Below are 13,638 nucleotides of genomic sequence, written 5' to 3'. Positions count from 1 at the left end.
TGCGGCCCATACAGTCGTCGCTGACAGTGCGCATTTCGTTGATGTCCAGACTATCCAGAACGCCGACGCCCCAAGCTCGTTCGCCTCAGGAAGGTCTTCCTCTGACCAGCTCAATTCAAAGAATCTCAAGGGAGAGAATTATGGATACGAAAGTCGACAACGCGGGCAAATGTCCCGTCGTGCACACGCACACGTCCCATGGCGGTCGGTCGAACCGGGACTGGTGGCCGAACCAGCTGAACCTCAAGATTCTCCATCAGAATTCCTCCCTGTCGAACCCGATGGGCACGGCATTCAACTATGCCGAGGAGTTCAAGAAGCTCGACCTGGAGGCCCTGAAGCAGGACCTCTTCGCGCTGATGACCGATTCGCAGGATTGGTGGCCGGCCGACTTCGGTCACTACGGCCCGCTTTTCATCCGCATGGCCTGGCACAGCGCTGGCACATACCGCACCGGCGACGGCCGCGGCGGCGCGGGAGAAGGCCAGCAGCGTTTCGCCCCGCTCAACAGCTGGCCGGACAACGTGAACCTCGATAAGGCACGCCGCCTGCTCTGGCCGATCAAGCAGAAATACGGCAACCAGATCTCCTGGGCCGACCTGCTGATCCTCACCGGCAACGTCGCCCTTGAATCGATGGGCTTCAAGACCTTCGGCTTTGCCGGTGGCCGCGCCGATGTCTGGGAGCCGGCGGAAGACGTCTATTGGGGCGCCGAGGATACTTGGCTTGCCGACAAGCGTTACTCCGGTGATCGCGATCTCGAAAAGCCTCTCGCCGCCGTGCAGATGGGCCTGATCTATGTCAATCCGGAAGGCCCGAACGGCAACCCCGATCCGCTTGCCGCCGCCCGCGACATCCGCGAGACCTTCGCGCGCATGGCCATGAACGATGAGGAAACCGTCGCCCTCATCGCCGGCGGGCATACATTCGGCAAGACCCATGGTGCCGGCGATGCCGCGCATGTCGGTGTCGATCCCGAGGGAGCCGGCATCGAGGAACAAGGCTTTGGCTGGACAAGCAGCTTCGGAACCGGCAAGGGCGGCGACGCAATCGGCAGCGGCCTGGAAGTCATCTGGACCACGACACCGACGAAATGGAGCAACAACTTCTTCGAAAACCTGTTCGGCTTCGACTGGGAATTGACGAAGAGCCCGGCCGGCGCGCATCAGTGGACGCCGAAGAATGCCGGCGGCGCCGGTACCGTGCCGGACGCACATGACCCGTCCAAGCGCCACGCGCCGTCCATGCTGACCACGGACCTTGCCCTGCGCATCGACCCCGCCTACGAAAAGATTTCGAGGCGCTTTTTCGAACATCCGGATCAGTTCGCCGATGCCTTTGCCCGCGCCTGGTTCAAGCTGACCCACCGCGACATGGGTCCTCGCGTACTCTATCTCGGCCCGGAGGTTCCGGCCGAGGAATTGATCTGGCAGGATCCGCTCCCGGCTGTCGATCACCCTTTGATCGACGCCAAGGACATCGCCGACCTCAAGGACAAGATCCTTGCCTCGGGACTGCCCATCTCGCAGCTGGTCTCGACTGCCTGGGCCTCGGCCTCAACCTTCCGCGGCTCCGACAAGCGCGGCGGCGCGAACGGCGCGCGCATCCGTCTTGCGCCACAGAAGGATTGGGAGGTCAACCAGCCTGCCCAGCTCGCAACCGTGCTCGCAACACTTGAGGGCATCCAGAAGGCATTCAACGATGCCCATTCTGGCGGCAAGAAGGTGTCGCTCGCGGACCTGATCGTCCTTGCCGGCTCTGCCGCTGTCGAAAAGGCTGCGAAGAATGCCGGTCACGACATCGAAGTGCCGTTCACGCCGGGTCGCGCCGACGCGACGCAGGAGCAGACCGATGTGGACTCCTTTGCCGTTCTGGAGCCAATCGCCGATGGGTTCCGCAACTATCAGAAGGGCGAATATTCCATTTCGCCCGAGGAGTTGCTGATCGACAAGGCACAGCTGCTGACGCTGACTGCGCCCGAATTGACGGTCCTGGTCGGCGGCTTGCGCGTGTTGAACGCCAATGCCGGACAGTCACAACATGGCGTTTTCACCACGCGCCCTGAAACGCTGACCAACGATTTCTTCGTCAACCTGCTCGACATGGGCACGGCGTGGAAGGCCTCCCCGGACTCGAAATTTGTGTTCGAGGGACGCGATCGCGCCACCGACGAAATCAAGTGGACCGGCACCCGTGTCGACCTCGTCTTCGGCTCCAACTCCCAGCTTCGGGCGCTTGCCGAGGTCTATGGCCAGGGCGATACGCAGGAGAAGTTCGTGCGTGACTTCGTGTCGGCCTGGACGAAGGTGATGAACGCGGATCGCTTCGATCTCGTCTGATCTCCGGACAGAAATACGCTCGGGCGCGGCTGGGTTCCAGCCGCGCCCGATTCATGTGGCGATCAAGCTTATTGCGGATTGACCGCTCGGCTAGCCAGGCGGAAAGGGCTGGATATTGTTGCGCCGATGGCATTGAAGACGAAGGCTCCGGCCTTTCCGACCGCGTTCGTTTTTCCATTCGTGCCGGCATCAAAATTCGGATTCATCGACGCCAGGGCGATGAAACGATCATGATTGCCTGGATCGGACGCTTTGAGCTCTGAAATGTCGATCAGCCGGACACCAGCTTTGACTGCCGCCTCGCGGACGAATTCTTCCCTGACATCAAGCGCACCGACGCGGGGCACGCCGCTTCCCAAAAATGTCGAGGCTTCCAGCGCGCGATCATCTCGCGAGACGAGGACCGTCAGAGGAGGAGACATTTTGCCGATCACATTCAGCTGCGAGATAAACACATCGGCATCTATATCCGGGGCCGCCAGCACCACTGCAAGCTTGGCCAGGACGTCCTCGCGGCCTTCCAGCTTCAATTGCCTGAGAGCCTCGGTGGTCAACCAGCCACCCATGCTGTGAGCGAACACCATAACTTCGCCGCGTCTGCGATCCCGCGTGAGATCGATGAGAAGCTGCGTCAAGTTATCCCGTGAAAATGTGGCTGAATCCTTATCGGCTATATAGCCTGCCAGCGCCGCTTGCGACGGCCATGAGAACAAGATCGGCACGGCCGGGAGATTTGAATCCGCTCTCAACTGAGCAAGGCGAAACAGGGATTCCTGAAAATTGTAATTATACCCGTGGACAAAGACGACAACCCGGCGCTCTCCGCCCTTGTCGGGAAGCGCCTTCAAAAAACTCTCTCGGCCGAGGACGGCCTGTCCAGTGACCGCGAATGTCTTCTGCGGGTCAGGTTTCGGGTGGGGCCATTCTATCTGGCCGCTCTTATGGGTCGGAGGGATGGAGATCGTGAACTGGGCATAGTTCGTTGAAATCGACCGTCCATTCGTGAAAATATTCTGCGCCGGATCTTTTCTTGGCCGGGTCGTTGCCGAATAGACCGTAATCGCATTCGTCGTTACCGGCGCTTTGGAAACCGTTTCCAATACATCAGGTCCTGGGCGGCTCGCACATGACGTGAGGATGGCCATTATCAGAAGCAGGCTAAATCTTTTCATTCTCTGGCCTCTGCCTCCGGTTGGTACGCAACGGCATTACCATGCACATGGGTGCCATTCAAATGATTCATTGACTCATACGTCAACGAATTGAAGCGGCCATCGAGAGACGGTCCTCTACCCAAGCCCGATGCAAGGTGTCGGCAAGGCTTCCATCATTTTCCAATCAGCAGCAAAATCCATTTTATAGGCTATTCAGCTAGGAGAGATACTTATCGAATTTCAGGTTTCGAATATTACTTTTTCTTTCCAGAATAATACTGGAGGCACTCGCCATTTATTATTATTGTTGTACTCTGCACCCTACTATGCTGGTCTGTCAGTTGGAACGGGACGCGCGCATGCAGATGAAAACCGAATTGCCGAGCGGGAAAGAACAAACACCCACTCGCGGACGCATAAAAATCCTGTATATTCAACCGGGTACAAGCTCTTTCGCGGGCATTGAGCGCGTGGTCGATACGATCTGCTCTGCCCTGTCGGAGAAATACGCGGCCGATTTCGAGATCGACGTCCTCTATACGTCTCAGCACAAAAACCGGCCAGCCGGAAAGCAAAGCTACAATACGATCGATAGAATTGCGCACAATAGACGCGAGTTGATGTCTATCTTGAGGAGCGTGTTCAAAAGCAGGGACTACGGCCTTATCGTCGTCCCGCAGATCGAGCCGACGGTTATCTGCATGATAGCCTGCCTGGGAATCCGAAGGAACTTTGCCATGCATCTGCATGGCAATCCACGACTGGAGCCGAGCCACCTGAAAGCCAAGATCCTGTTCTTTCTAATGAAGATCTATTTCATCAAGCGCCTCTCCTATGTCTTCGGCACCTCGCCCAAGCAACTTCAATCATTTAAAGCCATGTTTGCCAGCAAGACCCCGCAATACTGGCTGCCAAATCCCGTCAGAAAGTTTGATTCCCTAAAAAGCAAACCCGTCGACGAAGTAAACTACGTTACCTTTGTGAATGTCGGCCGATTTTCCTATCAAAAGGGGCAGGACATCCTGCTGGACGCATTTGCCGAGCTCTGCAAGGTTCGCAAGAACGTCAAGTTGAAGGTCGTCGGCTACGGCGCCGGCGAGTCGGAACTGCGCGATCAAATCAGACGACTGGAACTCGAGGACGTGGTGAGCATCGAGCATCATCCCGATAATCCACAGCCGGCATTGTCCACCAGTGACGTTTACGTGTCGACATCGCGCTGGGAGGGCTGGTCACTGGCGATATGCGAGGCTTTGAGGTTCGGCCTGCCGGTCATATCGACCGACTGTGAGTTCGGTCCGAGTGATATTCTCGTGGACAGGCGCCTGGGACTTCTCGTTCCGGTCAGCGGTGGCGATGAGCTGGTCAAGGCAATGATATATTATTGCGACAACCTGCAGGATGAATTGTCCCATGCCGAGTACAGACAAAGCTTCATAGATAGCTTCGACACCGAGCGGGTTGTCGATGTGCATGCCGATGCCTTGCGCGTCGCTGCGAAGGAGTTTTCCTAGGCGGGGGCAACTGCGCCCCGCCGCGACAGATTAGCTGATATCACGCGTAAACCTGCATGTAGTCGACCCGCATGTGGGTTAGCCGGTCTTCCGGCTTCAGCGGATTGGGGAACGGAACGTCCGACCGCAAGGCGAGCGTGAGCAGCGGCCAGAACACGTCGCCGCCCGCATCCATCTCCGCCGCGCGGCCCAGCGTCCAATCGATGGGCTGCTGGGTTTTCGGGTCACGGATCTGTTTGCGCTCGAAGTAGAAACGGCAGCGGGCTCCCTCGACGAGCAGGCCATAGCGGAAATATCCTGTGGTGATGTCGACATTGGTCGGGACGCCGATGCCTTCGTGATGCTCACCCGGCTTGCCCCACTCATGCAGGTATGCGCCGTAGAGATCGTGTTCCCACCCCTTCTGTTCGACGATATCGAGCTCGACGCTTGTCTTGGGAAAGAGGATGCTCCTGCCGTTCATCAACCAGAAGGCGGGAAAGCTCAAGGGATGGGCGGGAAATCGCATCCGCGCCTCGAAATAGCCCTGCCGCCACCCTTTGAGGATCGTTCCGTCGGGCTTGGCGGTCTGGATATTGCCGGAAATCCATTGATATTCAGGCAGGTTATTGCCGTAATAGCTCGGCACATTCATCTGGTGTCCAATATACTGGGCCGAAATTTGAAGCGCCTTGCCATTGCTCGCTGATGGGTCGTCGACGATCGCATAGGGATTGAAGCCCTCTTCGCCATCAATCCGGCTGAAGGCGGATCGCCCGTAAAAGCCGGTATCGAAAGTCGTCGCCTTGGGACCCGCATGCCATATGGCCGTGTCCAGCGTCGTAAATCCTTCGTCGAAGACCAGGCTGCGACCTTCGGTCGGATCGGGAGCCTCTTCGGCGGAGGGCCGATTGTTCGTCAAGAGTAGGCCGCCGGCAGCAGCGAGCGAGGCGGCCCCGATCAGGACATTGCGCCGAGATGTTGCGGTCGTCATTTTTTGTCCTTTGTCATCCTGTCGTGCGTTGCGATGTCACGTCGCCAGCTAGGCTGCGGCTTGTGCGGCCTTAGAGCTTGGCGCAAGGGCACCCTCATAGACCTCCATGGTCTCGCGAGCGACACGGTCGATCGTCATGCGTTCGATTCGTATCTGGCTCTTATCCTGCCACTCCCCGATGCGGCTGGGGTTTTCAAGCAGGCCGCAGAGTGCTGCCGCCAGCGCCGGTGGGTCGTGCGGCGGCACGAGAATTCCAGCCGCGCCATATTCCAGCAATTGCGGAATGCCATCCACCTTTGTCCCGATGACGGCGCAGCGTGCCTCGCGCGCTTCGGAAAGAACCAGCGGGGCGGGGTCGGCATGTGACGGCAATACGAAAATGTCGGCGCCCACCATCCAGGGGAAAGGATCTTCTTTTGCGCCCAGGAATGTGACGGCTGACGCGCAGTCCATCTTCGCGACCGTCTCTTGATAGTCGGCGTGGAACGGCCCCTCCCCGACGATATAGAGCCTGGCCGTGGGGTGCTTATCGTGTGCGAGACCAAAAGCTTCGAAAAGATCGGGGAGCCCCTTTCGCGGGTGCAGTCCGCCGACAAATAAGATGCTCGGAGATCCGAGGACAACGGGTAACGGACTGCGGTCTTCGATGCGCGCCGAACCGATCGTGCCATTGAGGACGACGCGAAGCTTCGATGCCGGTATCCCGCGCTTCAACATAGACGCGCCGACGGCCTCGCTGACCGCGATCACGCGCGTTCCGAGACCCATCAGGATCGCGCTTTTCTCGAACTCGTTGTGGACCGTGGTAACGAGGGGGATGCCGGCGACCTTGCAGATCGGCCACGCCAGCACGGCGCTTGTCATCATATGGGCGTGAACGATCTCCGCCCGCCATGTGCGAACATGTCTACGCAATGCGTACGATGATTTAAGCAGATTGAGCGGTTTTCTCTGATGGTCAACCACCACTGTCGTAACACCGTGCCTGTGGAGCAACCGATCGAAATCGCCGCCACCGCTCGCGACGCAAACGTCGTGACCAAGCTTGGCCTGCGCGCAGGCCAGATCCACCGCCGCGTGGACATGCCCATTCAACCTATTCGTGTGATTGAGAATGTGCAAAATTCGCATGAAACGCACTCCAATATCACTGTCAACAAATACAAATCTTTCGATACCGGAATGAAACCCGAATATTACCTACTCTTTTCAGACTATATTCCATCAAAATCTTGGGCATCATCGATGCTTCTGATCATCTCCGGCATACACCTATTCTTCATCTCTCCCGACCCTGCACAACGCTACCTATACAACTTGCGTCTCACGCAGCGAGGCCTCAGCCTCCACCGTGGAAGCACGCGCGGTCGGTTGATAGTTGAACCCGCCCTGGCGTCCGAGAGATTCGAGGCCGAATGCCTGGAGTTGCCGGATGGCTTCGGCTGCATGTTGAGCAGCGCCCCGGCTATAGATCGGATATGCCTCTTCCAGGACATAGCTTCCCTCCAGCTTGAGATCGCCTTGGAACAGTCCATTGGCGCGGACATGGTCCCTGAAATCGCTTTCGGCCTGCTGTACCGAGCCACCGGCGTGGTTGCCGATGACTTCCGCCGTGAAATATTCACGACCGTCCGCGCGGCCGTAGAAGTCGGAATACATCGTCAGGCGCTTCCATGCGCCCTCGTGGGAGAAATTATAGATGATCGACTGACGAAAACCGCGATCACCGGAAAAGCTGAAATAAAGGCCGATGAGCGTGATTGTTTCGAGTCTTCGCCCGGAATCGAGCCCGCACAATTCTTCCGCCCTGTGAATGGGAATGGTCGAAATGACGCGGTCGCATGCGACAATTCTGTCTTTGAGCTGCAGATGAAACTGGTCTTGGACCTTATAGACCCTCAGCATTTCAGCAGCCAAGTGAAACGCGGCTCCGCCTTTTTCCAGCCGGTCGGCGGCGGCCTTGTAGAGAAATCGAAACCCTTCCTTGGGACGCGCCATTTGCCGATTGGTCGGACCTGCCCGTTTCGGCTTCAGCAGGCGCGAAATAAGGTTCTGAACAGACGCATGCTCGCTAATCCAGAGCATTCGCTTCCTGGCGAGCTCAATATCGATCCCATCCGTCGCAACCCCGTAGAAGCGCTTCATATAGGAGTCCAGGCCGGAACGGTGGAGCAGGCGCGCGCCAATCCAATAGCGCGCGAACTCTTTTGCGTTGCGCATTTTCCGCTGGAACAGGCGAGCATAGATCACCGAAGCGAAAATCCGAACGGTCTCTATCAGGCCCGCACCGAAAATATCATCCCGAACCGAGATCGGATAGGTAGTGATCATCCCTTGAGGGTTCAGCCGCGCCCATTGCGGACTGATCGGCACATATAATGGCAGCAACTCGGGAAAATGGTCGAGCAAAGGAGAGTCGTCCTGAAAAATCAGGCTGCCGATGTCGAACGTGTATCCCCCACAGGACCAGTCGATATGATTTCCGCCAATATGGTCATATTCGTCAACAATGAGAATCCGGGCATAGCCCTGCCTCAGGAGAACTGACGCGGACACCAGCCCTGAAATACCGGCCCCAAGGACGACGGCATCAAACCGCTCCGCCTCCGTGACGGGGTCGATGATGATCTGATGGCCTGCATCGTTCATGGAGTCGCCCTCACCTCCAACCGTCTTATAAGCGTAGATTATATTTCTAGACATTGGAAGTTGAATTCAAACATATCTCTCAAATAATTTGCATATTATAGTGTCATCTAATCTTCATTGGAGGGAAAATGGAACAAAAATTCAAGTGATTTCTTTTATAAATCGAATAGTACTTGATATATTTTGCCCTATGCTGCTAATCTATGCTTCAAATTGATATCGATCCATGATTATAGTCAGTTCGATATTGGAAATTATATCTCGCATAGACAAATTGACTAAATCGGTGCACGCCGAGGGGGTGTTTAGTGCTACGGCGAAGCCTCGACGATTTCTATCAGCACGCCAACGAAATCGAGCTGATTTCCACCGACGTGTTCGACACGTTGTTGCTGCGCAATGGAAAGTCGCAGCGCTCCCGAATTGCCGCGGGTGAAGCGCAATTTGCGCATCTCCTGAGAGAGCGGGGTCTGACCATCGGCAAGAGCGAGCTGGCGAGGGCTCGCCTTCTTGCCCAGAAATTTGCTTACCGCGCGCTCAATACAGGCGGTGGCGCGGGCGAAGTGCGCCTGACCGATATCATACGCTGCCAGCTCGCATTGCTCGGTTTGCCGGAGGACCTGGCGGACGAGCGCCTCGCCATAGAATTGGCCGTCGAAAAAACGGCTCTTTCAGCGAACGCGGCACTGGCCACCGTGTTGAGGCGATATCGACAGACCGGCGTCCGGATTGTCGCAGTGAGCGACACGGGACTTTCAGCCGACCGACTTGCGGAATTGATCAACCATTTCCACGGCCCAGGACTTATCGACGGGATCTATTCGAGCGCGGATGCCCAGGCGAGCAAGCGCTATGGCGGACTGTTTTCCGTCGTACTTGAAACCGAGGCTGTTTCCCCGTCCCAAATTTTGCACATTGGTGACGATGTGATGGCCGATGTCCGGGTGCCCAATGCGATGGGGATCAAGACAGTTCATCTCCCAAGAAGCCGCCTCGATCGCTACGCTTCGCGCGCGGACGGGGCAACCACAGAAGCGTTCAGGCAAATCCGTCAGCGCCTGGTGCAGCGCGACCGGGATATTCCCGCGCCAAACGACAAAATCTCCTTCGGCCGGGATGTTTTCGGGCCGATCGTCGCAGAGTTCTGCCTGTTCATCTGGCTATATGCCACGCAGGCAAAAGCTGGCGATGACACCGCGCTGTTGTTCTGCGCAAGGGGCGGAATCGGTATCAGGGAGGCTTTCGAGCGGGTTCTACAGGCGCTCGGTCTGCCACTTGACCTCAAGCGCGACAACATTCTGGTTTCAAGGCTCGTCGCCGCGCGTTCGGCGGTCATGACCAGGAGCCCGACGGTGCTGGACGAACTCGCTCGTGAGTTCCAGCGGGGAAGCTTTGCGGATGTTGCCCGCGCATTGGGTGGGCAAAACTACGAACTGCCAGAGCCCTGGCAACAAACTTTCGATCCAAAGCGGTTTTTCTCGCTGCTCGATACGAACGCCGGCCATATGGTGCTGGAGGACATTCGCAAGCAGAACGACCTGTTCATTCGCCATCTCGATCAGATTTCGGATCAAGCGAAACGTATCGTTCTTTGCGACACGGGCCTTTACGGCAGTACTCAACGGCTGTTGGCTGCCGGCCTTCCCGATCGCCGCTTCGAAACCATCCAATTTGCACGCTGCAATTACAAGGGGCTGAGCGAGGACCATTTTCCGATGGTCACTGGCCTCGTCGTCGAGCAGAATCTGTACAGTCCGTTCAAGGTGGAAACCGTGATCCTGCGATATTGGCAGATCATCGAAAGTCTGTTCGAACCGGCGCTGCCATCCGTTCGTCAGTTCAGCGAGGATGCCGACGGCGTTATCGAGGCCAATTCCGGCGATATCCGCTATGGAAAGCTCGATCCAGCGACCGGAAACCCACTTCTGTCCGGAGCATTGCAATATATCGATCGGATTAAAAGCGGGGCGCAGGTTTTGCGCGATGCCGACTGTGCCTGGGTGCGCCTCAAGCAAGCGATCACCAACCCGAGCCAGATCGATATTGTGGCGCTCGGCGTCGGCGCTCGCTCGGTCGATTTCGGCCGCTCCGACGTGGTGCATGTGCTCAATCGCCCGCAAAACACGGATCTTACCAAGAAGCTGATGTCGGTTAAGTCGCATCTGTGGCGCGAAGGCGCAATTGCGCGCGACTTCCCACTCCTCAAACCGCCGCTGCTTGCCGCGCTCGAAATGGCGCATGTACTGCGGGGGGTCTCGGCTCGCTTGTATCGTTGAATAAATGAGTATGCCAAGGACAGTTTTATGAATGCTGCAATGCGTCTTAACTGCGGTCCTGTCAAAGGATCTTTCGGCTTCCGGCGGCAACTGACCCTGCGACCTGCGTCAGATCTGATTGAGAAATCAAGACAACTGTCTCGACCTCTCGGTTCAGTCGAGGCTCAACCAGAAGAGCTTCGGCTCGCCATGGAACGGCATGGCCCTAATGTTGGGCGACCACGACGATGGGCGGGGGCTTAGGTTCAAAATGCTCGCGTTCAAAGCCTTCAAAGGAGCCGGCTGGCTCATTGTGTCACGCTTCCTCGGGCGCATCATCGATTTCTTCACGCTCCTGTTCCTCGCTCGTATCCTGACCCCCGCGGATTTCGGTCTGGCGGCGCTGGCAATGTCGCTTGTCGTCGTGGTCGACACTGTCCTCGAGGTGCCGGTCACCCAAGCGCTGGTCCGGCTGAACATCATCGACAAAAGCCATCTGGATACCGGCTTCACGCTCAGCGTCATGAGGAGCGGATTGATCGCGATCATCGTCATGACCGCCGCCTGGCCCTTTTCGATGTTCAATCACAACCCACAACTGATCCCGCTGATTGCCATGTTGGCATTGGGCCCGATCGTGAAAGGGTTCTACAGTCCGGCGATGGTGCATTTCGCCCGGGATATGGGCTTCCAGCAGACCTTCCTGATGGAATTTTGCGGGAAACTATGCGCCTTCGTCGTCGCCATCATCACCGTTTTTTCCGGAGGGGCTTATTGGGCCATTGCCGCCAACTTCGTTACCAATTCGATAGCGGCCGTGGCGATGTCCTATGTGCTTGCACCGTACCGGCCGGCGCTCTCGCTGGCGCGTCTGTCGAACTTCGCCGGCTTCGTCGGCTGGTTCAGCTCCGCGCAACTGGTCGCGGCGCTGAATTGGCAATTCGACCGTGTTCTGATCGGCGCTGCCACCGATAGCACCACGCTTGGCCGTTATGCCGTGGCGAGTGATGTGGCTGTGGTTCCGACGCAAAGCCTGATCGGCCCGGCGCTGCAGCCGGTGATGGCGGCCTTTTCGCAGATCAATTCGGATCCCCAGCGAATGAGGCTGGCCTTTCTGAAGGCCGCCCGTTTCGCAATGCTGATTTCAGTGCCGGCCTGCGTCGGGATATCGCTGACAGCGGATCTTGTCACCGATTTGCTGCTCGGAGAGAAATGGAAGGACGCGGCTCCCCTGCTCAGCATGCTTTCGCTGGCGGTGCTCCCTATCCCCTATTTTCAAACCCTGTACTCGGCCAGCATTGCCCTTGATCGCCCTCATATTCTCTTCAGGCTGAACGCCATCGATCTGGGTTTCAGGATCGTTCTGATCTCGATCGGCTTTTACTTTTTTTCGACCGGCGGAGCCAGCGTGGCGCGCGTTGTCCTCTCGACGATCATGTTCGGATTCTATTTGAACGACGTCCGACGGCTGTTGGAGCTTGGAATCTGGACGCAGTTGAAAAACATATGGAAGATCGCTCTTGCCGCGATCGTGATGGCGGTGTGGGTTCTCATGCTGCGAGAAGAACTGGCGGGGCGGTCCTGGAATCACATCCTGGAGCTGGCCTTCGTTGTGGCGATGGGTGCAGCAGCCTATGTCGGGACGCTCTTTGCCCTCGGCATGCGATTGATCACCGGGCGCGGGCGGCTCGAACTGGCTGATCGTCGGCGATGATCGCGTCCCCGCCCGATCGCGTGACAAGCTCAGTGCCGTTACAGCAGCGACTGAATTAGCCCGATAGTTGAGCGTTTTCCGCCGTTCAGCCGATAGGCGAGCCCGCTGCGCGCGCGTCGGTTTGGGAGCACCATGGTCAGGAGGCAGAACGCCGCAACAGTCGCCTTGGTCTTCATGGGGTAGGATTCCCGCCAGAGTTGGCGGAGCAGATCAAAGAGACGTCCAATCGGCGGACGGCGTCCTTCGGCGATAGCCAAATAGAAGCTGCGTTCGAGATAGAAATATGTCTGCTCAGGCTGAACCAGTTCGTCCGCCAGACCATACTGCGCCAGAATTCGGCGCAGGTGGCTCATCCGCTGGACAAAGCGGTTTAGTTCCCCTCGCAGCGATGCCGGATCGACGGCGCGTCCCAGTCCGGAAATATTGCGGCCATGGACGCGGTAGCGTCCCAGTTCCTCAGACAGGCTTACGACATCGCCCATGAACGGCGCGGCAAACAGGATCACTCCGTCGACCGCGCGGTCGTAGGTCATCTCCCGGAGGTGTTCGCAAAGGTCTCGCCTGAACACGTTTCCAGATGTCGGCGGGGTGGTGTAGACGCCTGTGCGCAACACGCGATCGGCCAGTATCTGGCGTTCGCGGAACTCTTTCAGAGGTGTCGCGGCGCTAGTGACCGCCCCCTGATCATTGATGCGGGTCAGCGAGAATTGAAGCTTGGCAACGTCGCTATCCAGCTTCGAAATGATCGTTGCGAGCGAACCTGGAGCCAGCTCGTCGTCCGCATCAAGAAACAGAACGAACGGAGCCTGCGTTCGCTCCAATCCGTAAAGACCTGCCGCACGTTGTCCGCCGTTTTCAATGCGATAGGCGGTCACCCCCTCACCCTGAATGACGTCCCAGGACGAATCGGTCGAGCCGTCATCGATGACGACGAGCTCGCAATCATCGCGGCCCTGCGAAACGACGCTGCGGATCGCGTTCGCCACATAGGCTTCATAATTCCAGCAGGTGATGACGATGGAGATTTTGGGTGCTTCCAT

At 57.5% G+C, this 13,638-nt stretch carries 9 protein-coding genes; 4 read left to right on the top strand and 5 right to left on the bottom strand.

The genetic code is table 11. From position 1 onward, the window contains the following. Nucleotides 1-140: 140 nt before the first annotated feature. Nucleotides 141-2,339 (top strand): catalase/peroxidase HPI, encoded by a 2,199-nt coding sequence (gene katG / locus EX00_RS25915; RefSeq protein WP_047464344.1) that lies wholly within the window; start codon nt 141-143, stop codon nt 2,337-2,339. 68 nt (nt 2,340-2,407) lie between these two features. On the opposite strand, the gene EX00_RS25910 is transcribed toward katG, so the two are convergent. Continuing rightward, a complete protein-coding gene (locus tag EX00_RS25910) occupies nt 2,408-3,484 on the bottom strand; it encodes an alpha/beta hydrolase (protein WP_404944043.1) in 1,077 nt (358 codons plus the stop codon). Between the two features lie 368 nt (nt 3,485-3,852). Between EX00_RS25910 and EX00_RS25905 the strand changes: the two genes are divergently transcribed. Further along, on the top strand, nt 3,853-5,007 hold the full coding sequence (locus EX00_RS25905; protein ID WP_047464340.1) for a glycosyltransferase: 1,155 nt from the start codon (nt 3,853-3,855) through the stop codon (nt 5,005-5,007). 40 nt (nt 5,008-5,047) lie between these two features. On the opposite strand, the gene EX00_RS25900 is transcribed toward EX00_RS25905, so the two are convergent. The 3 genes from EX00_RS25900 to EX00_RS25890 form a co-directional block, all read right to left on the bottom strand. Beyond that, entirely contained in the window at nt 5,048-5,980 is a 933-nt protein-coding gene (locus tag EX00_RS25900; RefSeq protein ID WP_047464339.1) for a LamG domain-containing protein, read from the bottom strand. 48 nt (nt 5,981-6,028) lie between these two features. Then, nucleotides 6,029-7,111, bottom strand: a complete 1,083-nt coding sequence (locus EX00_RS25895; RefSeq protein WP_047464337.1) for a glycosyltransferase family 4 protein — start codon at nt 7,109-7,111, stop codon at nt 6,029-6,031. A 177-nt stretch (nt 7,112-7,288) separates the two neighbouring features. After that, nucleotides 7,289-8,629 carry an NAD(P)-binding protein gene (locus tag EX00_RS25890; protein ID WP_047464335.1) on the bottom strand — a complete coding sequence of 447 codons (1,341 nt, stop codon included), beginning with the start codon at nt 8,627-8,629 and terminating at the stop codon, nt 7,289-7,291. Between the two features lie 308 nt (nt 8,630-8,937). Between EX00_RS25890 and EX00_RS25885 the strand changes: the two genes are divergently transcribed. Next, nucleotides 8,938-10,905, top strand: a complete 1,968-nt coding sequence (locus tag EX00_RS25885) for a hydrolase (protein WP_047464333.1) — start codon at nt 8,938-8,940, stop codon at nt 10,903-10,905. A 250-nt stretch (nt 10,906-11,155) separates the two neighbouring features. Further along, nucleotides 11,156-12,598, top strand: coding sequence for a lipopolysaccharide biosynthesis protein (locus tag EX00_RS25880; protein ID WP_047464330.1), 1,443 nt, complete (start codon nt 11,156-11,158; stop codon nt 12,596-12,598). A 38-nt stretch (nt 12,599-12,636) separates the two neighbouring features. Here the strand turns inward: EX00_RS25880 and EX00_RS25875 are convergent, their stop codons facing one another. Then, nucleotides 12,637-13,638 (bottom strand): glycosyltransferase family 2 protein, encoded by a 1,002-nt coding sequence (locus tag EX00_RS25875; protein ID WP_047464328.1) that lies wholly within the window; start codon nt 13,636-13,638, stop codon nt 12,637-12,639.

It is taken from the genome of Martinezella rhizogenes (assembly GCF_000799715.1).
Taxonomy (GTDB): Bacteria; Pseudomonadota; Alphaproteobacteria; order Rhizobiales; family Rhizobiaceae; genus Rhizobium; species Rhizobium rhizogenes_C.
Note: the sequence above shows the minus strand (reverse complement) of the source record. Positions and strands in the feature narration are given on the sequence as shown.